This window comes from Actinomycetospora succinea, from assembly GCF_004363095.1.
Lineage (GTDB): Bacteria > Actinomycetota > Actinomycetes > Mycobacteriales > Pseudonocardiaceae > Actinomycetospora > Actinomycetospora succinea.
Genome location: NZ_SNYO01000001.1, coordinates 294,348 through 318,819, shown reverse-complemented (window position 1 = coordinate 318,819; position 24,472 = coordinate 294,348). Strand labels below are relative to the sequence as shown.

The window sequence follows — 24,472 nt, the reverse complement described above, 5'->3', positions numbered from 1 at the left end:
GTCAGGAACGCGCCCCACGCCGGCGCAGCACGGCGAGGCCCGCCGCGACGGCGGCGAGCAGGCCCCCGCCGACCGCGAGCGCCGGACCGGCCTGGTCACCGGCGGACGCCGTCGCCCCCGCGCCGGTCTCGACGCCGCCCATCGGCACGCGCGTGAGCTGCCCGCGCACCGCGCCGGCCGAGTACTCGGCGGTGTGGGTGTCGCCGAAGAACGCGGCCGGGTTCTCCTCGATCTCGCGCAGCGAGAACCCGGTGCCGCTGTCCTGCCCGTCGGCCATGACGCCGGTGGTGAACGGCCCCTGGAGGCAGCCGGAGCTGGTGCGGGTCTCGCCGTCGCCGTCCGGGTTCGGGAAGGCGATGCGCGGCGGGCCGGACATGCCCGGCTGCGCCTCGTGGATGTGCGTCGCCGTCCGGGCCGGGCTCTGGTACTCGCCGGTCACGCCGCGCAGGGTGAGGTCGTAGCAGATGATCTCTTCGTCGCTGTTGATGCGGTAGTCGAACGTCCCGGTCGCGCCCGGCTGGCCCGGCGCCGGCTGGTTGTTCATCCCGACGACCATGTCCGGCGTCGCCATGACGGTGAACATCGAGGTGAAGGTGTCCGGCTCGGGCACCTCGGTGTCGGCCGCGGACGCGGTCCCCGACGAGAGCACGACCGCACCGGCGGTCAGGACGGACAGGGCGGCGAGCTTCGGGAGAGTACGGCGCACGGGGGCCTCCTGGAGGGCGAGATGTCCGAAGTGCCCGTCTCTACGGCGGCCCGGTCGCCGGCGTTCACGACGGATTCGTCCGATCTCGCGTGAACGGGCCCGCCCCGTGGCCCGTATCGACCTCCGTGACCCGCGCCGTGCCCGCCCCGAGAGCCACGGACGTCACGACGCGGTCACACACGGGCGATCAGGATGTTCCGGATGCCGGGTCGCGCTGGGGGGAACGGGTGAGCGAGGCGGCCGGCACGGCGCGCGCGCCGGTGGACCTGCGGCGCATCGAGGACCTCGAGGCCGCCTACCGCGCCCACGCCGGCGAACTCGAGCGCTTCGCCCTCCGGCAGCTGCGCGACGCGGGCGCCGCGGCGGACGTGGTCCAGGAGGTGTTCGTCCGGGCCTGGCGCCACGCCGAGCGCTACGACGCGGCCGTGGCGAGCCTGCGCGTCTGGCTGTTCACCATCGCGAGGAACGTCGTGGTCGACCACGTGCGCCGCGCCCGCAGCCGCCCGGCGACGCCGACCGCGCCCGCCGACCTGTCGCTCGCGACGCCATCCAGCGCCGACTTCACCGACGACCTCGTCACCGGGTGGTTCCTCGAGGAGGCCCTGGCCCGTCTCGGCGACGACCAGCGCCGTGCCATCGTCGAGACGTCCGTCCGCGGACGCCCGTACGCCGAGGTCGCGGCCGAGCAGGGCGTGCCGGTCGGGACCCTGCGCAGCCGGGTCTTCTACGGCCTGCGCACGCTGCGGCATATCATGGACGACATGGGAGTCCCGCTGTGACCACCACTCCGGACGGCCCCGCACACGAGCGCCTCCGTGAGCTGCTCGGCGCGCACGCGATCGGCCGGCTCGACGGTGCCGAGCGGGCCGAGGTCGAGGCCCACCTCGCCGGCTGTCCGCCGTGCCGCGCCGAGCTCGCCGCCCTCGCGCCGCTGGCCGGACCCCTCGGCCGCGTCGACCCCGACGCCGACCACGACGCCGACCACACCCCGGCCGCCGCGTCGCCGGACGGGTTCGCCGCCGTCCTCGGGCGCCTCGAGCGGGAGCGGGAGCACGACGAGCTCGCACCCCGCCGTCCCCGCGCCGTCCGGCCCCTGGTCGCGGCGGCCGCCGCCGCCGTGATCGGGCTCGCCGGGGTGGGCGTCGGGCTGGCCGTCGCGGGGGCGGGCGAGCCGCCGGTGGCGCCGGTCGCGGTCCAGGCGCTCGACCCGACCGTGCGGGCCAGCGCCGGCACGATCGACCACACCTGGGGGGTCGAGGTGGTGCTGACGGCGTCGGGGTTCGCCGAGGGCCAGCGCTACGAGGTCACGGTGCTCGACCGGGGCGGGCGCCCCGTCCCCGCCGGCGAGTTCCGCGGCACCGGGGCGGCCGAGATGGTCTGCCGGCTGAACTCGTCGGTCCTCCTCGACCAGGCCGGCGGGTTCGTCGTCACCGATGCCGACGGCAGCGAGGTGCTCCGCTCGCGATTCGCCTGATCACGGGTGCAGATGGGTGAGATGGCCCACGGTGTGTGTCCATCCGGTGGCTCAGCGGCACCGAGCGCAGCGAGAGCAGCCGCATGGACCGGTGCAGTACGCGACAGGGCACCGACCCCGTGAGGTGTCAAGCGCTAATCTGGACACGCTTCCGACGCCACCGCGACGACTGATTGAGGCGATTTCGAGTCGTGTCGAGTAGTAGCCCGACCGCCCAGTTCGGACCCAACGAGTGGCTGGTCGACGAGATGTACCAGCGCTACCTGGCCGACCCCGACTCCGTCGACGCCGCGTGGCACGACTTCTTCGCCGACTACAGCCCCGACACCGCCCCCGACGAGGCCGGTGCGCACGCGAGCGCGGGCAACGCCGCCAACGGCACCGCGCCGCTGTCGGCGGAGACCGCCGAGCCGCGCACGTCCGCGAACGGGGAGGCCGCGTCGGCCCCGGCGCGTCCCGCCGCCGAGACGCAGCAGGCTCCGCAGCAGCAGGCGCCGCAGCAGCAGGCGCCGCAGCAGCAGGCCCCGCAGCAGCCGGCGGCCCCGGAGCAGACCCAGCAGCAGGCCCCCCAGCAGCAGGCCTCCCCGCAGGCCCCGAGCGAGAAGGCCCCTGTGACGAGCGCGCCGACCCAGCAGTCCCCGTCCGGCGGCGGCACCGACAAGCCGGCGGCGGGCACCACGAGCCCGGCCAAGTCGGCCCAGCCCGGCGCGTCCAACGGCGCCGTCGAGACCACGAAGCCGCTGCGCGGCGCGCAGAACGCGATCGCCAAGAACATGACGGCGTCGCTGCAGCTGCCGACGGCGACGAGCGTGCGCGCGGTGCCGGCGAAGCTGCTGGCCGACAACCGCATCGTGATCAACAACCACCTGCGGCGCACGCGCGGCGGGAAGGTGTCGTTCACCCACCTGCTCGGCTACGCGATGGTGCGCGCCCTCGCGGACTTCCCGAACATGAACCGGCACTTCGGCGAGGACGAGAAGGGCAAGCCCGCCGTCGTCGACCCCGGTCACGTCAACCTCGGCCTGGCGATGGACCTGCCGGGCAAGGACGGCTCGCGCTCGCTGGTCGTGGTGGCCCTCAAGGGCACCGAGAACATGAGCTTCGCCCAGTTCTGGGCGGCCTACGAGGACATGGTGCGCAAGGCCCGCACGGGCTCGCTGACCGCGGAGGACTTCGCGGGCGTCACCATCTCGCTCACCAACCCGGGCACGATCGGCACCAACCACTCGGTGCCGCGCCTGACCGTCGGCCAGGGCACGATCGTCGGCGTCGGCGCGATGGAGTACCCCGCCGAGTTCCAGGGGGCGAGTGAAGAGAAGCTCGCCGACATGGGCATCAGCAAGATCATCACGCTGACGTCCACGTACGACCACCGGATCATCCAGGGCGCCGAGTCCGGCGACTTCCTGCGCCGCATCCACCACCTCGTGCTCGGCGAGGACGGGTTCTACGACGACATCTTCGCGTCGCTGCGGATCCCCTACGAGCCGATCCGCTGGCGCCAGGACCTGCCGTCGTCGCAGATCGACCGCACCGCGCGGATCATCGAGCTGATCGACGCGTACCGCACGCGCGGCCACCTCATGGCCGACACCGACCCGCTGTCGCACCCGCAGCGCAAGCACCCCGACCTCGACATCGCGTCGCACGGCCTGACGCTCTGGGACCTCGACCGCGAGTTCCCCGTCGACGGGTTCGCCGGGCGCGACTCGATGAAGCTGCGCGACGTCCTCGGCGTCCTGCGCGACTCGTACTGCCGCACGGTCGGCGTCGAGTACATGCACATCCTCGACCCCGAGAAGCGCGCCTGGCTGCAGGAGCGCATCGAGCGCCCGCACGAGAAGGTGCCGGTCGCCGAGCAGAAGTACATCCTCTCGAAGCTCAACGCCGCCGAGGCGTTCGAGGCGTTCCTGCAGACCAAGTACGTCGGGCAGAAGCGCTTCTCGCTGGAGGGCGCCGAGACCGTCATCCCGCTGCTCGACGCCGTGCTCGACACGGCCGCCGCGCACGAGATGGACGAGGTCGTCGTCGGCATGCCCCACCGCGGGCGCCTCAACGTGCTGGCCAACATCGTCGGCAAGCCGGTCTCGCAGATCTTCCGCGAGTTCGAGGGCAACCTCGACCCGGGCCAGGCGCACGGCTCCGGCGACGTGAAGTACCACCTCGGCGCCGAGGGCAAGTTCTTCCGGATGTTCGGCGACGGCGAGACCACGGTGTCGCTGACGTCGAACCCCTCGCACCTCGAGGCCGTCGACCCCGTGATGCAGGGCATCGTGCGGGCCAAGCAGGACATGCTCGACAAGGGCCCCGAGGGCTTCACCGTCCTGCCGGTGGCGATGCACGGCGACGCCGCGTTCGCCGGCCAGGGCGTCGTGGCCGAGACGCTGAACCTCGCGCTGCTGCGCGGCTACCGCACCGGCGGCACCGTGCACGTGATCGTCAACAACCAGGTCGGCTTCACCACCGCGCCCGAGCACACCCGCTCGACGCACTACTGCACCGACGTGGCGAAGATGATCGACGCCCCGGTCTTCCACGTGAACGGCGACGACCCCGAGGCCTGCGTCTGGGTGGCGCGCCTCGCCGTCGAGTTCCGCGAGCGCTGGAACTCCGACGTCGTGATCGACATGATCTGCTACCGCCGCCGCGGTCACAACGAGGGCGACGACCCCTCGATGACCCAGCCGGAGATGTACGACGTCATCGACGCCAAGCGCTCGGTGCGCAAGACCTACACCGAGTCGCTGATCGGCCGCGGCGACATCTCGCTCGACGAGGCCGAGCACGCGCTGCGCGACTACGGCAGCCAGCTCGAGCACGTGTTCAACGAGGTCCGCGAGCTCGAGAAGGCCGACCCGGAGCCGAGCCCGTCGGTCGAGTACGAGCAGGCCGTGCCGAACTCGCTGCAGACGGCGGTGCCGCTGGACGTCATCCAGCGGATCGCCCGGGCGCACACGGACATCCCCGAGGGCTTCGCCGTGCACCCGCGCGTCAAGCCGGTGCTCGAGCGGCGCAGCAAGGCCGCGGCCACCGACTCGAGCGAGGGCATCGACTGGGCCTACGCCGAGCTGCTGGCCTGGGGCTCGCTGCTCATCGACGGCAAGCTCGTGCGCCTGTCGGGCCAGGACTCCCGGCGCGGGACGTTCGTGCAGCGCCACTCGGTGGTCATCGACCGCCACGACGGCTCGGAGTACGTGCCGCTGCGCAACCTCACCGCCGACCAGGGCCGGTTCATGCCCTACGACTCGGCGCTCTCGGAGTTCGCGGCCGTCGGCTTCGAGTACGGCTACTCGGTGGCCAACACCGACGCGCTGGTGCTGTGGGAGGCCCAGTTCGGCGACTTCGTCAACGGCGCCCAGTCGATCATCGACGAGTTCATCTCGTCCGGTGAGGCGAAGTGGGGCCAGACCTCCGACGTCGTGCTGCTCCTGCCGCACGGCCACGAGGGCCAGGGCCCCGACCACACGTCGGGACGCATCGAGCGCTTCCTGCAGCTGTGCGCCGAGGGGTCGATGACGGTGGCGCTGCCGTCGAGCCCGGCGAACTACTTCCACCTGCTGCGCCGCCACGCCACCGACGGCGTGCGCCGCCCGCTGGTCGTCTTCACGCCGAAGTCGATGCTGCGCAACAAGGCGGCGGTCAGCCCGGTGGAGGACTTCACCTCGGGCGGCTACCGGCCGATCCTCGACGACCCGGCCTTCGACCAGACCCGGGGCGAGCACGCCCCGGAGGACGTCACGCGCCTGCTGCTCTGCGCCGGCAAGATCTACTACGAGCTGGTCGCCGCGCGGGAGAAGGCGGGCCGCGTCCACGACACCGCGATCGTGCGGATGGAGCAGCTCTACCCGCTCGCCACCGACGAGCTCGCCGCGGTCCTCGACCGGTACCCCAACGCCGTCACCGACGTGCGCTGGGTGCAGGAGGAGCCGGCGAACCAGGGCGCCTGGCCGTTCCTGGGCCTGTGGCTCCCGGAGCGCATGAACGGCCGCCTGCCCCACCTCAAGCGCGTCTCCCGGCGCCGCATGGCCGCTCCCGCGGCCGGTGTCGCCAAGGTGCACGAGGTGGAGCAGAAGGCGCTCATCGCCGAGGCCCTCGCGGACCAGTAAGGGGATGTACTTCACCGACCGCGGGATCGAGGAGCTCGAGGACCGGCGGGGCGAGGAGAAGGTCAGCCTGGCGTGGCTGGCCGACCGCCTCCGCGCCTTCGTCGACGCCCACCCCGAGCACGCCGGCGCCGCCGACCGGTTCGCGACGTTCCTCGCCCGCGACGACAGCGATGACGAGTAGGGACGAGTAGCCGGCCCTACTCCAGCCCGAACTCGCGCATCTTGCGGTAGAGCGTCGTCCGCCCGATGCCGAGCGCGCGGGCCGCGCGGGTGCGGTTGCCGTCGGCGGCGCGCAGGGCGCCGACGACGGCGTCGCGCTCCGCGCGCTCGAGCAGGCCCGGGGTCCGCCCGCGCGCCCGGAGCTCATCGGGCAGGTCGTCGGGCTCCACCACGCCGCCGCGCGCCCGCCGGGCGAGCGCGACGACGGTGGCGCGCAGCTCGGCGACGTCGCCGGGCCAGTGCCAGGCCGCCGCGAGGTCCCAGGTCGCGGGCGCGAGGCGGCTGTGGCGCTCGGGCTCCGGCAGCTCCGCGAGGACCGACCGCACGAGCGCCGGCAGGTGCGTGGGGGTCTGCGCCAGCGCCGGGAGCCGGACGACGGTGGCGAGCCGGCGGACGACGCCCAGCACGGTGTCGCTCGCCCGGTCGGTGTCGAGGGCGAGTGCGAGGACCGCGCCGGTCTCGCCGAGCGCCGTGAGCAGCCCGGCGTCGCGGTCGGGCACGGCGTGGGCGCGCCGGACGAGCACGCCGCGCCCCGCCCGGGCGGCCGTCCGGGCGGTCGTCCACCAGGCCGGGTCGAGGGAGGGGTCGACGACGACCGGGTCGGCGATCCCCGCGCCGCGCAGGACCCGCCGGGCGGTGTGGGCCTTGCCGGCGCCGGCGGGACCGGCGACGGCGACCCGCTCGCCGTGGCGCAGCGCCCGGTGCAGGGCGCGGTCGACGTCCGGGACGTGGTGCCACGGCTCCGGCGCGGGCGCGTCCCCCGCGGGCAGCTCGCGGCGCGGCGCCTCGCGGACCGGCAGCAGCCGCACGCTGAACGCGGTCCGCCCGCCGTCGTGGATCGGCTCGACGAGCGCCTCGCGGACCCCGCCCGGCAGGGGGACCGCCATCCGGCAGGGCCGGCCCGGGGCCCGCTCGGCGAGGAACCGCCACAGCAGCGGGTGCAGCTCCGGTCCGCCGTGGACGGTCCCGCGGCGGTTGACGAGCAGGGTCTCCTCGTCGACCACGAACGCGCCGTCCGGGGCGCCGTCGACGGCGAGGTAGGAGCGCACGAGGCGCCGGCGCCGCTCGCCGGCCTCGTCGAGCAGCCGCTCCTCGATCTGCCGCCCGATGTCGGAGGTCATGGCCGTCATCAGCGGGTGCACGTCGCGCACCGCGCAGGCCAGGGAGAAGCCGCCCAGCATCCGGCCGGTCCAGGGCTCGATGATCGGGGTGCCGGCGCAGGTGAGGTCGTCCAGGCGCGGGTTGTAGTGCTCCGGGCCGCGCACCAGCACCGACCGCCGCTCGACGAGCACCGTCCCCAGGCCGTTGGTGCCGACGGCGTGCTCGGAGAAGTCGGAGCCCTCGACGGCGCTCGCGCGGTCCATCGCGGTGCGCTGGCGGCGCTCCTCGGCGTGCCGCACCACGATCCGGCCGGTCTCGTCCGAGAGCACCATCGCCACCGGCACGTCGGCGAAGCTGTGCCGCAGGCGCTCCAGGACCGGCGCGGCAGCACGGGACAGGGCGCCGACGGCCTCGTCCGGCTCGCGGTACGGGATGTGGGCGGGGTCGACGGGCACGCCCTCCCCCACGCACCGCCGCCAGCTCGTCTCGATCACCGACGGCACCCCGGCGCGCCCCGGCGGCGCGACGAGGACGCCCTGGTCGACCAGCGCCTCGCGGCTGCGGCGGGTGCGCAGCAGCTCGGCCGACGACAGGGTCGGCCGGCTCTCGTCTCGACGCATCGATGCCTCGCACGCTCGGTCGGTCGGCCCCCCGAGGCACAGACCTCGGATCACAGTGCCCCATGTCACACGCCGGACGCCAGATCGCCGGCCCGAGTTCTTCGCGGCGGGGGTGTGCCGGATCGGAACAGTCCCGGGGCCCGCGCGCCGGGGAAGAGTCCTGCCCCGGTCCACCGGAGTGCGAGGAGGCACGCGATGACGGACACGAGCACACCGATCCCCACGAGCTCGGCCGAGCCGGCCGGGTCGGACAGCCTGCGCGCCCTCTACGCGGACTGGACCGAGATCATCACGACCACCCCCGACCTGACGACGCGCCTGTTCCGCAGCGTCTTCGACGAGTGGCACCAGGCCACCCGCGAGCCCGAGGACGTGACCTACGCCGAGGAGACGATCGGCGGGGTCCCGGGGATCTGGACGCTCCCGCTCGGCGCCGACCGCACCCGGGTCCTGCTCTACACCCACGGCGGCGGGTTCGCGGTCGGGTCGGCGTCGAGCCACCGCAAGCTCGCCGGCCACGTCGCGAAGGCCCTCGGCGTGACGGCGTTCGTGCTCGACTACCGGCGGGCTCCGGAGCATCCGCACCCGGCGCAGGTCGAGGACGGCGTCGCCGCCTTCCTCGCGCTCGTCGAGCGTGGCATCCGGCCCGAGGACATCACGACCATCGGCGACTCGGCCGGGGGCAACCTCGCGATCGCGGTCCCGCTGGCGCTGCGCGACCAGGGGCAGGCGCTGCCGGGGCGGGTGATCGCGTTCTCCCCCTGGCTGGACATGGAGAACACCGGCGAGAGCCTGGTGTCCAACGCCGCCACCGACGCGCTCGTCACCGTGCCGCTGCTCGAGAGCATGATCGCCGGCGTCCTCGCCGAGGGCCGGATCCACCCGCGGACGCCGCTCGCGAACCCGCTGCACGCCGACCTCACCGGGCTCCCGCCGCTCTACCTCAACGCCGGGGACGCCGAGACCCTGCGCGACGACGCGGTGCGCTTCGCCGCGGTGGCCGAGGCGGCCGGCGCCGACGTAACGCTCTCGGTGGTCGACGACATGCAGCACGTCTTCCCGTTCATGGCCGGCGTCGCGCCCGAGGCCGACGACGAGATCGCGGCGATCGCCGCCTGGTACCGCCGGAGGAACTCATGACCACCCCCGTCACCCCGGACCTCGACGCGATCGTGATCGGCGCGGGGTTCGGCGGCATCTACATGCTGCACACGCTGCGCGACCGGCTCGGCCTGCGCACCCGCGTCCTCGAGAAGGGCGGCGGGGTCGGCGGCACCTGGTACTTCAACCGCTACCCGGGCGCGAAGTCCGACACCGAGGGCTTCGTCTACCGCTACTCCTTCGACACCGACCTCCTGCAGGACTGGGACTGGAGCACGCGCTACCTCGACCAGCCCGACGTCCTCGCCTACCTCGAGCACGTCGTCGAGCGCTTCGACCTCGCGCGCGACATCCAGCTCTCGACCGAGGTGACCGGGGCGGTCTTCGACGAGGAGAACGACCTCTGGCTGGTCAGCACCGGTGCCGGCGAGCGGCTGACCGCCCGCTACCTCGTGACCGCGCTCGGGCTGCTCGCGAAGAGCAACATCCCCGACATCCCGGGACGTAACGACTTCGCCGGCCGGCTCGTGCACACCAACGCGTGGCCCGACGACCTCGACATCACCGGGCAGCGCGTCGGCGTCATCGGCACCGGCTCGACCGGGACCCAGTTCATCGTGGCGGCCGCGCCGAGGGCCGAGCACCTCACCGTGTTCCAGCGCTCGGCGCAGTACGTCGTCCCGTCGGGCAACGGCCCGGTGGACCCCGACGACGTCGCGCGGACCAAGGAGGACTTCGCCGCGATCTGGGAGCAGGTGCGCGGGTCGGTCGTCGCGTTCGGCTTCGAGGAGAGCGCCGTCCACGCGATGGAGGTGTCGGCCGAGGAGCGCGAGCGGGTGTTCCAGGAGAACTGGGACAAGGGCAACGGCTTCCGGTTCATGTTCGGCACGTTCTGCGACATCGCCACCGACCCGGACGCCAACGCCGCCGCGGCCTCCTTCATCCGCTCGAAGATCGCCGAGATCGTGGACGACCCCGAGACGGCCCGGAAGCTCATGCCGACCGACCTCTACGCCAAGCGCCCGCTGTGCAACGAGGGCTACTACGAGGTCTTCAACCGCGACGACGTGACGCTCGTCGACATCAAGGAGAACCCGATCGACGCGATCACCCCGTCCGGCGTCCGCACCGCCGACGGGGTCGAGCACGAGCTCGACGTCCTGGTCTTCGCCACCGGGTTCGACGCCGTCGACGGCAACTACCGCGCGATGGACCTGCGCGGACGCGGCGGGCGGCACATCGACGAGTACTGGACCGACGGCCCCACCAGCTACCTGGGCGTGTCGACGACCGGCTTCCCGAACATGTTCATGATCCTCGGCCCCAACGGGCCGTTCACCAACCTGCCGCCGAGCATCGAGGCGCAGGTCGAGTGGATCGGCGAGCTGGTCCGGCGCACCGAGGAGTCGGCGTCGAGCACGGTGGAGCCCACGCGGGCCGCCGAGGAGCGCTGGACCGAGACGTGCCGGGAGATCGCCGACATGACCCTGTTCCCGCAGGCCGACTCGTGGATCTTCGGGGCGAACATCCCCGGCAAGAAGAACGCGGTGATGTTCTACATGGCCGGGCACGCCGCCTACCGCGAGCAGCTCGCCGGCGTCGCGGACGCCGACTACGAGGGGTTCGTGCTGAGCGGGGCCGGTCAGACGGCGTCGACGCGGTCCGACTCCTCGTAGCGCAGCACCGGCAGGAGCGACGGCTCGTCCGCCGCGGGGTCGGCGGCGCAGGCGTCGAGCGCCGACTCGAGACCCGCCGCGTCGAGACCGACGCCGAGGAACACCATCCGGGCACCCGCGACGTCGACCGACCGGGGCGCCGGGCGCACGCGGATCGCCGTCCCGACCGTCTGCACGACGAACGGGGCCGCGCCGGGGAACCGCACCACGCCCTTGGCGCGGAACACCCCGGCCGGCCCCGCCTCGAGGAACGCCGCGAACCGTGCCGGGTCCAGCGGGACGGCGCGCTCCACGGCGACGCTGTCCCAGGCGGCGTGCGCGTGCTCGTGGGCGTCCTCGCGCAGGAGCACGTCGAACGAGAGCTGGCCCGACCGGGGCGGGGCGCGGCGGGCGGGCGGGTCGACGAGCATCGCCGGGTCCACCGCGCCGCGGACCACCGGGAGCACCGGGCCCGGGGCGATCGCGCGCAGGGCGGCGAGCAGCGGAGCGGGGTCGTCGACGCGGTCGACCTGGTTGAGCACCACGAGGTCGGCGAGCCGGACGACGCCGTCGGGCTCACCCCGGACGGCGTCGACGACCACCACGAGCCCGCCGTACGCCGCGTGGCGCGCCTCCCCGGCCACGGCATCGAGCAGGAGGCGCACCAGCTCGCGGGGCTCGGCGAGGCCGCTGGCCTCCACGACGACGAGGTCGAGGCGCGCCGAGGGCGCGGTCAGCACGGCGAGGAGGTCGGCGAGGCCGTTGGCGTCGGTGGTGCAGCACAGGCAGCCGTCGGCCAGCGAGGTCACCGCGCTGGCCTGCCCGGCCACGAGCATCGCGTCGATCCCGACGGCGCCGAAGTCGTTGACCACGACGCCGATGCGGACCCCGTCGGCGCGGCGCAGCAGGTGGTTGACCAGCGTCGACTTGCCGGCACCGAGCTGACCGGCGACCAGCACCACGGGGACGCGACGGGGCACGCCGACCACCCTGGCACAGGGTGATCGGCGTGCCCGGAGCCGCTACTGGATGCCCGCCTGCGCGAGCCAGTCGCGGGCGACCTGCGCCGGGTCGGGGCGGTCGGGGCCGGCGAGGCGCTGGTTGAGCTGGGTCAGCTGGGCGGTGTCCATCCTCGCCGAGATCTGGTTGAGCGTGTCGGTGACGCGGGGGTCGGACGACTTCGCCCGGTTGACCAGCGGCACCACGTTCTGGGCGGCGAAGTTCGAGCGCGGGTCCTCGAGCACCACGAAGTCGTTCTCGGGGATGGCGGCGTCGGTGGTGAACAGGTCGGCGGCCTGGACGGTGCCGTCGCGCAGCGCGGCCACCGTGAGCGGGCCGCCGGCGTCGAGGGCGCGGAACTCGCGGAACGTGCAGTTGTAGTTCCGCTGCAGGCCGGGGACGCCGTAGGAGCGCTGCTGGAACTCCGGCGGGCCGCCGAACGAGATCGTCGAGCACAGCGGCGCGAGGTCCTGGATCGAGCGCAGGTTGTTCTGCGTCGCGTAGGCGCGGGTGACGACGACGGCGTCCTTGTCCTCCGCCGCGCTCTGCTGGAGCAGCTGCAGGTTCGGGGCGACCTTCGTCGTGAGCTGCTGGTAGATCTCGTCCGACGCCGTGGCGGTGGCCTGCGGGTCGAGGAACTGCAGCAGGTTGCCGGTGTAGTCGGGCACGAGGTCGATCTCGCCGCGCTGCAGGGCGGGGTAGTAGGTCTCGCGGCTGCCGATGCCGAACCGGCGCTCGACGGCGACGCCCTTGGTCTCCAGGGCGGTCGCGTAGATCTCGGCGACGAGGCGGTTCTCGGTGAAGTTCGCCGAGCCGATGCGCACCGTGCCCTGCGCCGAGGGCGCGGCGGGCTGGGTGGCCAGGGGGTCGGAGCCGCCCCCGCACCCGGCGAGCAGGACGCCGACGGCGGCGACCGCCGCCAGGAGCAGCAGGCGCGGCCGACGCAGCGGAGCGGAGCTCGGCTGGTGACGCTGCGAACGGATCATCGATCGACCCTCTCTGGGTGGGACGGGGCGGAGGCGGACGTCAGGGCGTCCGCAGCGGGATTCGGAGTGGGGGTGCCGTCGGGACGGCGCCCCAGCCGGAGGCGGTCGGGACCGGGCGTCACGAGGCGCCCGAGGACCTGGAGGACGAGCTCGACGACGATCGAGAGCACCGCGACGATCAGTGCGCCGCCGAGCATCTGCGGGAAGTCGCGCACCGAGAAGCCGTCGATGATGTAGCGGCCGAGCCCGCCGAGGCCCACGTAGGCGGCGATGGTCGCGGTGGCGATGACCTGCAGCGTCGCGAAGCGCAGCCCGCCGAGCATCAGCGGGACGGCGGAGGGCACCTCGACCTGCAGGAGGATCTGGTGCTCGCGCATCCCGATCCCCCGCGCCGCGTCGACGGCGCCCGGGTCGGCGCCCGCGACGCCCGCGTAGGCGCCGGCGAGCAGCGGCGGGATCGCGAGCAGCACCAGCGCGAGCGTCGGCGGCAGCAGCCCGAGGCCCAGCAGCAGCACGAACAGCACCAGCACGCCCAGCTCGGGCAGCGCCCGCAGGCCGTTGGCGACGCCGACGACGGCGAGCCCGCCGCGGCGGGTGTGGCCGATGACCGCGCCCACCGGCAGCGCGATGACCGCGGCGATGGCGACGGCGAGCAGCGTGTACCCGAGGTGCTCGAGCACCCGGGCCGGGATGCCCGCGGAACCGCTCCACTGCGCGGGGTCGGTGAACCACTCGACGAGACGTCCGAGCACCGCCTACACCCCCGCCCGCGCCCGCGACCACGGCGTGAGGGCCCGTCCGAGCCCCAGCCACAGCGCGTCGAAGATGAACGCCAGCGCAATCGAGCCGACGATGCCGGTGACCACCATCGCCGTGTAGTCCTGCTGGAAGCCGTCGGTCATCAGCGTGCCCAGCGACTCGATGCCGACGAGGGCGCCGACCGTGACCAGCGAGAACGACGACACCGACGCCACCCGGAGCCCGGCGGTGAGCACCGGGACGGCCAGCGGCAGCTGCACGCCGAGCAGCAGCCCGGCGGGCCGGTAGCCGACCGCGAGCGCGGCCAGCGAGACGCTGGCGGGCACCGCGTCGAGCGCCTCGGCGACGCTGCGCACGAGCAGCGCGACGGTGTAGATGGTCAGCGTCAGGCCGACGTTGACCGGGCTGAGGATCGGCGTGCCCAGCACCACGGGGATGAACACGATCAGCGCCAGCGACGGGATCGTGTAGAGCGCGCCCGAGAGCGGCACGAGCACCCGGCGCGCGCCCCGCGACCGGTGGGCCCACCAGCCCAGCGGCAGCGCGATGATCATCCCGAGGATCACCGGGATGATCGCGAGCAGGACGTGGGCGATCACCAGCTGGTCGATGTCGTAGCCGAACGCCCTCACCGGGTGGTACCCCGGTCCAGCAGCGCCAGCACGTCGTCCGGCTCGACGCCGCCGCGGTAGCGGCCCCCGCCGTCGACGGCCACACCGCGGCCCGCGGGCGAGCTCAGCGCCGCGTCGAGGGCGCCGCGCAGCGTGCCGGCCGCGTCGGACGCGGCGTCCGCGCCGTCGGTGACGTAGAGGGAGCCGAGGTCGTGGCGCGCGCCGTCGGGCCCGAGCCAGGCCGACGGGCGCTCGGTGCCGTCGAGCAGCACCGTCCACTCCCCCGGCACGGCCCGATCGGGGGAGTCAGGGGAGTCGCCGTTGGCGTCGGCGCGCGTGGGCAGGTCGACGAGCCGCAGCGCGGTGGCCGACACGAACCCGAGGCGGCGGTAGCCGCGGTCGCGGCCGACGAACCCGGACACGAACTCGTCCACGGGGGCGGCGAGCAGCTCGTCGGGCGGCGCGAACTGGGCCAGGCGCCCGCCCACCCGCAGCACGGCCACGCGGTCGCCCAGGCGGATGGCCTCGTCGATGTCGTGGGTGACGAACAGGATCGTCTTGCCGAGCTCGGCCTGCAGGCGCAGCAGCTCGTCCTGCAGCTCGACGCGCACCACGGGGTCGACCGCGGAGAACGGCTCGTCCATGAGCAGCACCGGCGCGTCGCCGGCGAGCGCGCGGGCCACGCCGACGCGCTGCTGCTGGCCGCCGGAGAGCTGGGCGGGCCAGCGCTGGGCGAGGGCGGAGAGCCCCACGCGCTCGAGCACCTCGGCGGCCCGCTTCTTGGCCTCCTGGCGCGAGAGGCCCTGGAGCACCGGCACGGTCGCGACGTTGTCGATCACCCGCCGGTGCGGGAAGAGCCCCGCCTGCTGGATGACGTAGCCGATGCCGCGCCGCAGCTCGGGCGGGTCGACGTCGGCGACGTCGCGCCCGTCGAGGTGCACCGACCCCGACGTCGGCTCCACCATCCGGTTGACGGTGCGCAACGACGTGGTCTTGCCACAGCCCGAGGGCCCGACCAGCACGGTGATCTCGCCCTCGCGGGCCGTCAGCGACAGCTCCTCGAGGCCGACCGTGCCGTCGGCGAACCGCTTCCCCACGTCCCGGAACTCGATCACGTTCTTGCTCCCGGGATCGGACGGCGGCACGGGACGGCCACCGAGTCGGAGCGTGAATCTAATCGGGCACCCCGACACCCGCGACCGATCAAGGCCCGGCGACACCGTTCGGTGTGATCCCGGTCTCAGGCGGAGTCAGCCCGCCTGTCGGTCCTCCGGGGTCAGCGGCCCGCGGCGGAGCAGCTGCGTGAACGCCTCGCCCGGCATCGCGCGGGCGAACAGCCAGCCCTGGTAGGCGTGCACGCCGAGGTCGCGCAGCACCGCGAACTGGTCGGAGTCCTCGACGCCCTCGGCCACACAGATCTGGCCGATCGCGGCGGTGAGGTCGACGACGGCGCGGGCGACGGCGCGGTCGGACTCCCCGGTCGCCACCCCCCGGACGAAGCCGCGGTCGAGCTTGACGATCTGCGCGGGCAGCCCCGTGAGCCGCGACAGCGACGAGTAGCCGGTGCCGAAGTCGTCCACCGCGAAGCGCACGCCGGCGGCGATCAGCTCGTTCATCTCGCGCAGCGTCGTCGACGGGAGGTCGGCGAGGCAGGTCTCGACGAGCTCGAGCACCAGGCGGTCGTAGGGCAGGCCCGCGCCGGTGACGGCCTCGTGGACGGTGTCGAGGAAGTCGGGATCGCCGGGCAGCAGGCCCGCGAGGTTGACCGCGACCGAGGGCACGACCCCGTCGGGACCCGACGGCGGCCACACCGCGGCCTCGCGGACGGCGGTGCGCAGCACCCAGCGGTCGAGGTCGCCCATCAGGTCGGCGGCCTCGGCGACGGGCAGGAACTTGTCCGGGAAGATCAGCCCCTGCTCGGGGTGCTGCCAGCGCACCAGCGCCTCGGCGGTCTGCACGCGCCCGTCGGGCCCCACGACCGGCTGGAAGTGCAGCACGAGTTCGTCGTTGACCATCGCCTCGCGCAGCTGGGTCTCCATGCGCAGCGCCTCGTCGGCGCCCTTCATGATCGCCTCGTCGGCGAGCGCGAACCGGCCGGTGCCGCCGCTCTTCGCCTCGAACAGCGCGGCGTCGGCGAAGCGCATGAGGTCGCCGGTGCCCGGGTGCCCCGGCGCCGGGTCGAGGCCGGCGAGCTCGGTGGCGCGCTCCAGGCGCAGGACCTGCTCGACCGGGTCGGCCGTCGGGTCGATCTCGGGGCGAGCGGGGTCGGTGTGCGGGTCGGCGCCGATGGTGGCGCCGACCGCGGCACCCACGGTCGCCGAGATGCGCACGAGCTGCCCGTGGACCGGGATCGCGGTGCGCAGGATGCCGGCGACCGTGGCCGAGAGCGCGTCCAGCCCGCCGTGCAGGTCGACGTCGGCGCAGACCACGACGAACTCGTCCCCGGCGCTGCGCGAGGCCGCGCACCCGGCGGGCAGCCGCTCGCGCAGCCGGGCCGCGAGCTCGACGAGCAGCTCGTCGCCCGCGTCGTGGCCCAGCGAGTCGTTGACGCGCTTGAAGTTGTCGAGGTCGCAGAACAGCACCCCGGTGCGCCGCGCCGTCGGGCCGGCCAGCAGCCGCGACACCGTGGTGGTCAGCGCGCGCCGGTTGGGCAGGCCGGTGAGCTCGTCGTGCATGGCCTGGTGGCGCAGGCTCGCCTCGACCCGCCGGGCGTCGGTGACGTCGGTGAACACGACGAGGTGGGTGACGCCGCCGTCGTCGTGGACCGAGACCGACACGTGCAGCTCGCACCACACCGGGTCGGCGTCGGCGCCGCCCGCGCCGCGCTCGCGGGTCCGCAGCGCCCGCGGCGCGCACGACCAGCTCACCGACCCCGCCGAGCCCGCCGGGCGCGAGAGCAGCGGCGTCACCGGGCCGGGCACGACGGCGGTCTCGGCGGCGAGGTCGAGCAGCTCGTCGGCCCGCCGGCCGCGCAGCGCCTCGGGGCCTTGGCCCAGCAGCCGGCAGAGGGCCTGGTTCGCCTGGACCATGCGCTCGTCGTCGTCGAAGAGCGCGATCCCGACGGGGGCGACCGCGAGCAGGTCGGTGAAGCGCTGGGTCAGCGTGCGCAGCCGCTCCTCGGCCTGGCGGCGGGAGGTGACGTCGGACGCGGTGCCGAGCACGGTGCCGTCGCCGCGCAGCGCGGCGTGCACCTCGAGGATGCGCCCGGTGCCGTCGCCGAGGCGCGCCTCGGCCTCCAGCGGCGTGCCGTCGGCGAGCAGGGCGGACCAGCAGCGGGCGAACCCGGGCCGGTCGGCGGGGTGCAGCGCCTGCAGGAGGTCCCCCGCGCGCCGACCGGCCCGGTCCGGGATGCCCAGCAGCTCGGCGAGCGCCGGCGAGAGCCACGCCGAGCCCGTGGCGAGGTCGACCTCCCAGTGCCCGAGGCCCGCGATGCGCTCGACGTCGGCCGCCGAGGGGCCGGGAGCGGGCGCCGGCTCCGACGAGGGGGCCTGTGGCACCAGGACCAGCGTCGCCCCGCCCACCGCGTCCGGCCAGACCACGACGTGCACCGGCAGCGGGACGTCTGCCACGCGCCGCAGCCGCGCGGTCAGCAGGCCCTCGGGGCCCGCGCAGGGGTCGACGGCGCCGAAGTCGACGAGCAGGTCGTGCAGCGGGCGTCCGAGCGCACGGTGCGGTTCGACGGTGCCGGAGGGGTCGACGAGGCGCACGACCTGCTCGCGCACGGCGACGATGCGCCCGCGGGCGTCGTGGTGCAGCGCGGCGCCGGGCGGCAGCGTGAGGCTGCCCTCCGGGCCCCCGTCGGCGGGGGGAAGGACCGCGAGCGCGTCGGCGCGGTGTCGCGCAGCGGCGACGGCGAGGCTGCGCGAGCCCGGCACCGGCACGGCACTCCCCACGTCTGCGCTCCCCTCGCACGCGGGTCCCCCGCCGCCCCGGATGGAACGGTGTCTCCGCGTCTGTCTCAGCAACGAAGGAGACCCGGTCCGGGTCCGGGTAGATCACCCCGTGGAGGGACCTCGCGCGGCGACCGCGAGTTCCGACGCGTTCTGCTGCACGACACGGACGATCGACCTTGAGGTCACCGACCGGTCGTCGCGCCGAAGCGGACGGAGTCCACGACGAGCGGCAGACGGCCCAGAACCACTCGGCCGATGGACCACCAGGTCACCCACCTGCGGCTCAGCGGCCTACCGACGGTGCTCCCGGGGTGCCACGAACGGTCCCGATCACGCCGCGAACGTTCCGCAACCTCCGGAAGGATGACGGGTGATCCGCCGGGTGAGCGACACCGACACGCCGGGAGCGGGAGCTGCCCGGTACCCGATGGCGCGACGTCCTACACCGTCGTGGACAACCGGATCGCGCGCCACCGGGTGACGGCCTCACTGGTGCCCGTGCCCCTCCGCCGCGACCTCCGCCACGTGGCGCCGCACGACGCCCTCCTCCGCGGCCGCGCGGGCGACGGCGGCCGCCACCGCCGGCGCCACGCGGTCGTCGAGGGCGCTGGGGACGATGTGGTCGACCCCGAACTCCTCGTCGCCGGCGGCGATGTCGGCGATCGCCTCGGCGGCGGCCAGCTTCATCGCCTCGGTGATCCGCCGGGCCGCGGCGTCGAGCGCGCCCGCGAAGACACCCGGGAAGGCGAGCACGTTGTTGATCTGGTTCGGGTAGTCGCTGCGCCCGGTGGCGACGACCGCCGCGTGCTTGCGCGCGACCTCGGGGTCGATCTCCGGGTCGGGATTGGACAGCGCGAACACGATGCCGCCCTCGGCCATCGAGGCGATGACCGACTCGGGGATGGTCGAGCCCGAGAGGCCGAGGAACACGTCGGCGCCCTCCACCGCGGCGGCGAGGTCCCCGCGCACGCCCCGCGGGTTGGTCTCCTCGGCCAGCGCCATCTTCTCGACGTTCATGCCCTCGCGGCCCGCGTGGATGACGCCGCGGGAGTCGAGCACGACGACGTCGCTCGCCCCCGCCGAGAGCAGGATCTTCGCGCAGGCCACCCCGGACGCCCCCGCGCCGCTGACGACGACCTTGAGCGCGGCGAGGTCGCGGCCCAGCACACGGGCGGCGTTGCGCAGCGCCGCGAGCACCACGATCGCGGTGCCGTGCTGGTCGTCGTGCATGACCGGGCAGTCGAGCGCCTCGATCAGCCGGCGCTCGATCTCGAAGCAGCGCGGGGCCGCGATGTCCTCGAGGTTGACCGCGCCGAAGCTCGGGCGCAGGTGCACGAGCGTCTCGACGATCTCGTCGACGTCGGTGGTCTCGAGGACCAGCGGGATCGAGTCGAGGTCGGCGAACGCCTTGAACAGCGCCGACTTGCCCTCCATCACGGGCAGCGAGGCGCGCGGGCCGATGTCGCCGAGCCCGAGCACCGCGGTGCCGTCGGAGACCACGGCCACCAGACGGTGGGTCCACGTGTAGCGGGCGGTGAGCGCCTTGTCGTCGGCGATCGCGCGGCAGACCTTCGCCACCCCGGGCGTGTAGGCGATGGAGAGGTCGCGACGGCCGGAGAGCCCGACGGTCGGCGTCACCGAGAGCTTGCCGCCCTCGTGGGACTCGAACACCTCCTCGTCGGTGATGTCGCGGCCGTCGAGGGAGGGCTGGTTCGTGGTGGCGTCTTCGCTCACGGTGGCTCCAAGCGGGCGGGTGGGGGGCGGCGGCGGTCCCGGAGGTCGGCTGCCGAGGTCGGGGTACCCGGGCGGGAGCGGAAGGACGGCGCCCGCGGTCGGCGGGCGCCGGGCGGGCCGTCGGCGCGGGTGGGCGCGCGGCCCGGGCTGGTGCTCACTCGCCCGGTCGGGGCGAATACTCGCGCGTCGGCGGGGGTCGTGTCTGCGTCCGGGGTCACCCGGCGCGCCGCGAACCGCTCGTCATTCCACGGCTTTTCCCCTTACTTCTCCCGTGTGGAGGCGGTAGAGTCGAACACGTGTTCGACAGCGGGTGGACGGCGGTGGTCGAGGAACCACGTCCGTCCGCGTCGCCGTGCTGGTCGCAGTGGACGCCGGGCCCGGAGCTCGCGGCCGCGCTGGAGGCCTCGGAGCCGGTGGACCTCGCCGTCGACGAGGGTTACGACGCCGCGGAGCGCCTCGCCGGGTACGAGGCGCTGGCGAACTGGGCGGCCGGTCGGCTCTACCGCGAGACCGCCGAGTACCTGCAGGCCCGCCAGGCGACCGCGCGGGGGGCCGGGCGCGCGGAGCTGGTGGCGGAGTCGGTGGCGATGGAGGTCGCCGCGCTGGGGCGGGTGGCGCCGCGCACCGGTGAGATCCGGGTGTTCCAGGCCGAGATGCTGCTCGACCGGCTGCCACACACCCTCGCCGCGCTCGAAGAAGGGCGGATCTCGCTGGGTCATGCGCGGGTGGTGCTCGAGCAGGTCGAGAGCTGCGACCCGCAGACCGCGCGGCTGGTCGACGCCGAGCTGTGGTCGCGGACCCCGCGGGATCGCACGCCCACCCAGCTGCGTGATGTGGTGCGGCGGATCATCACCCGCCTGGCGCCGGACATGATCCGCCGACGCCCCGAGCAGGCGATGAGGAAGCGCGGCCTGCGGTACTGGTCGGACGACCACGGCGCCACCGGGGTACTGCAGCTGCGCCTGCCCGCCGACCAGGCCCGCGGCGTGTACTCCGTGATCGACGCCGTCGCCCGACGGGCCGGCGATGACCCCGACGCCCCGCGCGACATGGTCCAGAAACGTGGCGACACCACCCGCGACCTGATCCTCGACGGCGCCGCCGCCCACGGCGTCCCCTGCGACCCCGACTGCTGCCCGGACGACCCCGCAGCCACGGCCGAGGACACCGCAACCGGGGACGACGCGGGCGTGGACAAGGCAACCGGCGACGACGCCGCCGGTGGTGACGGCGCGACCGGCGATGACCCGACCGGCGACGAGACGCTGCCCGACGGCAGCGACTCGGGCGACGCGCGTGACCCGGTGCGCGGCGTGCGGCGTGGCACGCGGTCGCCGGTGCGCACCGAGGTGCGGGTGACGATCGGGTGGGACGTGCTCGCCGGGTTCTCCGATCGCCCCGGTGAACTCGAGGGCCACGGCCCGATCCCCGCCGCCATGGCCCGCCGCCTCGCCAGCAACCCCGACGCGTGGTGGCGGCGACTGCTCACCGACCCGGTCACCGGCACCGCGTCCCACCTCGACGCCCGCCGCTACCGACCACCCGCCTCGATGCAGGACTTCGTGCGCGCGCGGGACATGACCTGCGCCGCCCCGGGATGTCGGGTGCCCGCGTCACGCTGCGACCTCGACCACGTCGCGCGCTACGAGCACCACCGCCCCGGCGGCGGCGCCGGACCCACCCGCGCCGACAAGCTCAAACCCGCCTGCCGACGACACCACCGCATCAAGACCCACGGCGGATGGTCCGCCGCCCTGAGCCCCGACCCCGACGGCGGCGCCGCGCCCGTGATCACCTGGACCTCCCCGTCCGGGCACCGCTGGTCGGTGCGCTCACCCGAGCTCGACCCACCGTGGTGGGAACGCGACACCGAACCCGACACCCCCGACCCCGGCTGGCCCCGCGACCTCGACTCCTGGCGACGCCGCGAGGCGCAACCGCCACCCGGCGACCCGTGGAAGCGGCCGGCCGTGTGAGGAGGACTACCGCGCGTGCAGGCGTCCCGGCCGGGGCCAGAGTCGCCAGCGCACGGGTCCGAGCGCCTCCGCGGGACCGAGGGTGCGGGAGTCGGTCGAGGCCTCCGGGGCGTCGCCGACCGCGAACCAGCCGTCGTCGAAGGCGAGCGCGGCGCGCTTCACCGAGAGCTGCGCGGGCCGCGACGCCCACCGGACGAGGGCGAGCTCGCCGGGACGGACGGTCGCGCCCGGGAGCGCGAGGACGACGTCGCCGTCACGCAGCGTCGGAGCCATGGAGCCGCCGCGCACGAGGACACGGCGTGGACGGCGCCCGAACAGCGTGATCAGCCGCTCACGAGGGCTCCTCACCGGCGGCGCTCCACGTGTCGGCGGACGGGGTCAGGGGTACGTTCTCTGACGTCGGAACGATCACCATTCCTCACCAGGAAGAGGGAGGCGAGATGGGACTGCTCTCCAGCGTCCTTCACCCGCGTCTGGAGGCCACCGCGCACTGCGACCTCCCCTGCGGCGTCTACGACCCGGCTCAGGCCCGGATCGAGGCCGAGTCGGTCAAGGCGATCCAGGAGAAGTACCAGTCCAACGAGGACCCGGCCTTCCGGACCCGCGCCATCCAGATCAAGGAGGAGCGCGCGGACCTCGTCAAGCACCACCTCTGGGTGCTGTGGACGGACTACTTCAAGCCGCCGCACTTCGAGAAGTACCCGCAGCTCCACGAGCTGTTCAACAAGGCCACCAAGGCCGCGGGCGGCGGCGCCGACGGCGCCAAGTCGTCGATGGACCCGCAGACCGGTCAGCAGGTCCTCGACTACATCGCCGAGATCTCGGACATCTTCTGGGAGACCAAGAAGGGCTGAGACCGCCCGCACGAGACACGCCCGGCGCGCCCGTCCCCGACACCCGGGGGCGGGCGCGTCGCTGTGAACGGGCCCCCGACCGGGTAGGAACGCCCTCGTGAGCGCGACCCCGATCGGACGCATCTACGTCCTGCGGCACGGCGAGACCGAGTGGTCCCGCGACGGGCGGCACACCAGCCGCACCGACCTCCCGCTGACCGAGAAGGGCCAGGAGGCGGCGCGGACCGCCGGGCGCCTGCTCGAGACGCTGCGCGGCGCCGACGTCCCACCCCCCGCGGTGTGGACCAGCCCCCGCCGCCGCGCGGAGGACACCGCCCGTCTGGCGGGCCTCGAGCCGTCGGCCGTGCGCGAGGACCTCGTCGAGTGGGACTACGGCGCCTACGAGGGCCGCACGACCCCCGAGATCCGCGAGGAGGTGCCCGGCTGGACGGTGTGGAGCCACCCCAGCCCGGGCGGCGAGACCGGCGACGAGGTGGCCGCGCGCCTCGACCACGTCCTCGCCGACGCCGAGCAGGAGCTCGCCGCCCGCGACGTCGTGCTCGTGGGCCACGGGCACGCCGGGCGGGTGCTCATCGCCCGCTACCTGGGCCTCGGGCCGGCGGCCGGGGTCGGGTTCGCGTTCGACGCGGCGTCGGTGACGGTGCTGGGCCACGAGCGCGGGGTGCCGCGCATCGACCTGCTCAACGCCCCCGGTGGGCTCGTCGAGCCCCCGCCGCCGCCGGCGGACCGGCACTAGGGACGCGGGTCAGCGCCCGGCGCGGAACCGGAACGACCGCTCGCCGGCGTCGGCGGACGCCTCGGAGAAGCCGGCGTCGCGCAGCCGGTCGGGCATCGTCGCCGGGTCGACGACCACCATCGTGTCGCCGACGTGCAGCAGCCGGAACCGCAGGCTCCGGACGCTGTCCGACCCGGCGAACACCCCGCCCGGGCGCAGCACGCGCGCCGCCTCGGCGAACACCCGGTCCTGCTGGGCGACCGAGGGCACGTGGTGGAGCACGGTGAAGCAGACGACGACGTCGAAGCTCGCGTCGCGGAACGGCAGCCGCGCCCCGTCCCCCGTGTGGACGTCGACGCGCCCCGCCATCTGGCGGTCCAGGTCGGTGGCCAACCGGGGGTCGACCTCCACGGCGGTCAGCGGGCCCGTCCGCTCGACCAGCCACCGCGTCGTCACGCCGTAGCCCGGCCCGATCTCGAGGACGTCACCGCCGAGGTCGAGGCCCTCGAGCGCCCACGGCAGGACCTGGCCGTGCATCCGCTCGGCCCAGCGGTCGGAGCGGCACAGCCGGCGGTGCATCACGTTCATGGCCACGCCTGTCGAACCTACTGCTCCGCCCACGCGCGCGCGGGCGCGCAGAGGAGGCCGTAGAGCACGGCGGCGGCCGCGATGATGACCGGGAAGCCCCATTCCGGGCGCTGCGAGGGCACGGCGGCGTAGAACGCGCACCCGAGGGTGAGGAGCTGGGCGACGAGCGCAGGCCCGCGGGCGCCCCGCTCACCGCGCAGCAGGACGACACCCACGACGCCGAGCCCGAGGGCCAGGAGCAGGACGAACCCCCACACGGCGAACCCCACGCCCTCGGTGGCCATCAGCACCGCCACGACGACCCCCACGACGCCCTCGACGAGCACGCCGACGGCCGCGAGGCGGACGGGGCGGGGCGGGGCGGTCACACGCTCA

At 74.4% G+C, this 24,472-nt stretch carries 21 protein-coding genes; 9 read left to right on the top strand and 12 right to left on the bottom strand.

Features of this window, described 5'->3' with window-relative positions:
• Nucleotide 1: 1 nt before the first annotated feature.
• The gene (locus tag EV188_RS01530) at nt 2-706 is read right to left on the bottom strand and encodes a CHRD domain-containing protein (protein ID WP_208113935.1); all 705 of its coding nucleotides are present in this window, start codon (nt 704-706) and stop codon (nt 2-4) included.
• Nucleotides 707-933: 227 nt separating this feature from the next.
• Here EV188_RS01530 and EV188_RS01525 point away from each other — a divergent pair, with 227 nt between their 5' ends.
• The 4 genes from EV188_RS01525 (at nt 934) to EV188_RS31315 (ending at nt 6,467) form a co-directional block, all read left to right on the top strand.
• A complete protein-coding gene (locus EV188_RS01525; RefSeq protein WP_133824475.1) occupies nt 934-1,485 on the top strand; it encodes a sigma-70 family RNA polymerase sigma factor in 552 nt (183 codons plus the stop codon).
• Entirely contained in the window at nt 1,482-2,180 is a 699-nt protein-coding gene (locus tag EV188_RS01520; RefSeq protein ID WP_133824474.1) for a zf-HC2 domain-containing protein, read from the top strand. Before EV188_RS01525 ends, EV188_RS01520 begins: the two co-directional genes overlap by 4 nt.
• Nucleotides 2,181-2,428: 248 nt before the next feature.
• Nucleotides 2,429-6,286, top strand: a complete 3,858-nt coding sequence (locus EV188_RS01515) for a multifunctional oxoglutarate decarboxylase/oxoglutarate dehydrogenase thiamine pyrophosphate-binding subunit/dihydrolipoyllysine-residue succinyltransferase subunit (protein ID WP_424922913.1) — start codon at nt 2,429-2,431, stop codon at nt 6,284-6,286.
• A 4-nt stretch (nt 6,287-6,290) separates the two neighbouring features.
• On the top strand, nt 6,291-6,467 hold the full coding sequence (locus EV188_RS31315) for a DUF6104 family protein (protein ID WP_166659668.1): 177 nt from the start codon (nt 6,291-6,293) through the stop codon (nt 6,465-6,467).
• A 16-nt stretch (nt 6,468-6,483) separates the two neighbouring features.
• On the opposite strand, the gene EV188_RS01510 is transcribed toward EV188_RS31315, so the two are convergent.
• Nucleotides 6,484-8,226 carry a sigma-54-dependent Fis family transcriptional regulator gene (locus EV188_RS01510; protein WP_133824472.1) on the bottom strand — a complete coding sequence of 581 codons (1,743 nt, stop codon included), beginning with the start codon at nt 8,224-8,226 and terminating at the stop codon, nt 6,484-6,486.
• A gap of 195 nt (nt 8,227-8,421) precedes the next feature.
• On the opposite strand from EV188_RS01510, the gene EV188_RS01505 reads away from it, so the two are divergent.
• Both EV188_RS01505 and EV188_RS01500 read left to right on the top strand, forming a co-directional pair.
• Entirely contained in the window at nt 8,422-9,366 is a 945-nt protein-coding gene (locus EV188_RS01505) for an alpha/beta hydrolase (protein WP_133824471.1), read from the top strand.
• Nucleotides 9,363-11,003, top strand: coding sequence for a flavin-containing monooxygenase (locus tag EV188_RS01500; RefSeq protein WP_133824470.1), 1,641 nt, complete (start codon nt 9,363-9,365; stop codon nt 11,001-11,003). Before EV188_RS01505 ends, EV188_RS01500 begins: the two co-directional genes overlap by 4 nt.
• Here EV188_RS01500 and EV188_RS01495 read toward each other — a convergent pair.
• The 7 genes from EV188_RS01495 to EV188_RS01465 all read right to left on the bottom strand — a co-directional run bounded on the left by EV188_RS01495 (nt 10,970) and on the right by EV188_RS01465 (nt 19,964).
• Entirely contained in the window at nt 10,970-11,962 is a 993-nt protein-coding gene (locus EV188_RS01495) for a CobW family GTP-binding protein (RefSeq protein ID WP_243741402.1), read from the bottom strand. The two genes, EV188_RS01500 and EV188_RS01495, sit on opposite strands and share 34 nt — an antisense overlap.
• A 42-nt stretch (nt 11,963-12,004) precedes the next feature.
• Nucleotides 12,005-12,967: an ABC transporter substrate-binding protein gene (locus EV188_RS01490; RefSeq protein WP_133824469.1), complete on the bottom strand. Its 963-nt coding sequence runs from the start codon at nt 12,965-12,967 to the stop codon at nt 12,005-12,007.
• Nucleotides 12,964-13,719 (bottom strand): ABC transporter permease, encoded by a 756-nt coding sequence (locus EV188_RS01485; RefSeq protein ID WP_133824468.1) that lies wholly within the window; start codon nt 13,717-13,719, stop codon nt 12,964-12,966. Before EV188_RS01485 ends, EV188_RS01490 begins: the two co-directional genes overlap by 4 nt.
• Before the next feature lie 3 nt (nt 13,720-13,722).
• Entirely contained in the window at nt 13,723-14,358 is a 636-nt protein-coding gene (locus EV188_RS01480; RefSeq protein ID WP_243741401.1) for an ABC transporter permease, read from the bottom strand.
• Nucleotides 14,355-15,452, bottom strand: coding sequence for an ABC transporter ATP-binding protein (locus EV188_RS01475; protein WP_133824467.1), 1,098 nt, complete (start codon nt 15,450-15,452; stop codon nt 14,355-14,357). Before EV188_RS01475 ends, EV188_RS01480 begins: the two co-directional genes overlap by 4 nt.
• A gap of 135 nt (nt 15,453-15,587) precedes the next feature.
• Nucleotides 15,588-18,230 carry a putative bifunctional diguanylate cyclase/phosphodiesterase gene (locus tag EV188_RS01470; RefSeq protein ID WP_133824466.1) on the bottom strand — a complete coding sequence of 881 codons (2,643 nt, stop codon included), beginning with the start codon at nt 18,228-18,230 and terminating at the stop codon, nt 15,588-15,590.
• Nucleotides 18,231-18,716: 486 nt separating this feature from the next.
• Complete coding sequence (locus EV188_RS01465) at nt 18,717-19,964, bottom strand: NAD(P)-dependent malic enzyme (protein ID WP_133824465.1); 1,248 nt, start codon at nt 19,962-19,964, stop codon at nt 18,717-18,719.
• Nucleotides 19,965-20,260: 296 nt separating this feature from the next.
• On the opposite strand from EV188_RS01465, the gene EV188_RS01460 reads away from it, so the two are divergent.
• Nucleotides 20,261-21,940: an HNH endonuclease signature motif containing protein gene (locus EV188_RS01460; RefSeq protein ID WP_133824464.1), complete on the top strand. Its 1,680-nt coding sequence runs from the start codon at nt 20,261-20,263 to the stop codon at nt 21,938-21,940.
• Between the two features lie 6 nt (nt 21,941-21,946).
• Here EV188_RS01460 and EV188_RS01455 read toward each other — a convergent pair whose 3' ends face one another.
• Nucleotides 21,947-22,288: a S24 family peptidase gene (locus tag EV188_RS01455; protein WP_243741400.1), complete on the bottom strand. Its 342-nt coding sequence runs from the start codon at nt 22,286-22,288 to the stop codon at nt 21,947-21,949.
• A gap of 92 nt (nt 22,289-22,380) precedes the next feature.
• On the opposite strand from EV188_RS01455, the gene sodN reads away from it, so the two are divergent.
• Together sodN and EV188_RS01445 are read left to right on the top strand one after the other, a co-directional pair.
• Entirely contained in the window at nt 22,381-22,794 is a 414-nt protein-coding gene (gene sodN, locus EV188_RS01450; RefSeq protein WP_133824463.1) for a superoxide dismutase, Ni, read from the top strand.
• A 97-nt stretch (nt 22,795-22,891) separates the two neighbouring features.
• Nucleotides 22,892-23,530 (top strand): histidine phosphatase family protein, encoded by a 639-nt coding sequence (locus EV188_RS01445; RefSeq protein ID WP_133824462.1) that lies wholly within the window; start codon nt 22,892-22,894, stop codon nt 23,528-23,530.
• A gap of 9 nt (nt 23,531-23,539) precedes the next feature.
• On the opposite strand, the gene EV188_RS01440 is transcribed toward EV188_RS01445, so the two are convergent.
• Both EV188_RS01440 and EV188_RS01435 read right to left on the bottom strand, forming a co-directional pair.
• Complete coding sequence (locus tag EV188_RS01440; protein WP_166659740.1) at nt 23,540-24,097, bottom strand: class I SAM-dependent methyltransferase; 558 nt, start codon at nt 24,095-24,097, stop codon at nt 23,540-23,542.
• A gap of 17 nt (nt 24,098-24,114) precedes the next feature.
• A complete protein-coding gene (locus EV188_RS01435) occupies nt 24,115-24,465 on the bottom strand; it encodes a hypothetical protein (RefSeq protein ID WP_133824460.1) in 351 nt (116 codons plus the stop codon).
• Nucleotides 24,466-24,472 lie beyond the last annotated feature (7 nt).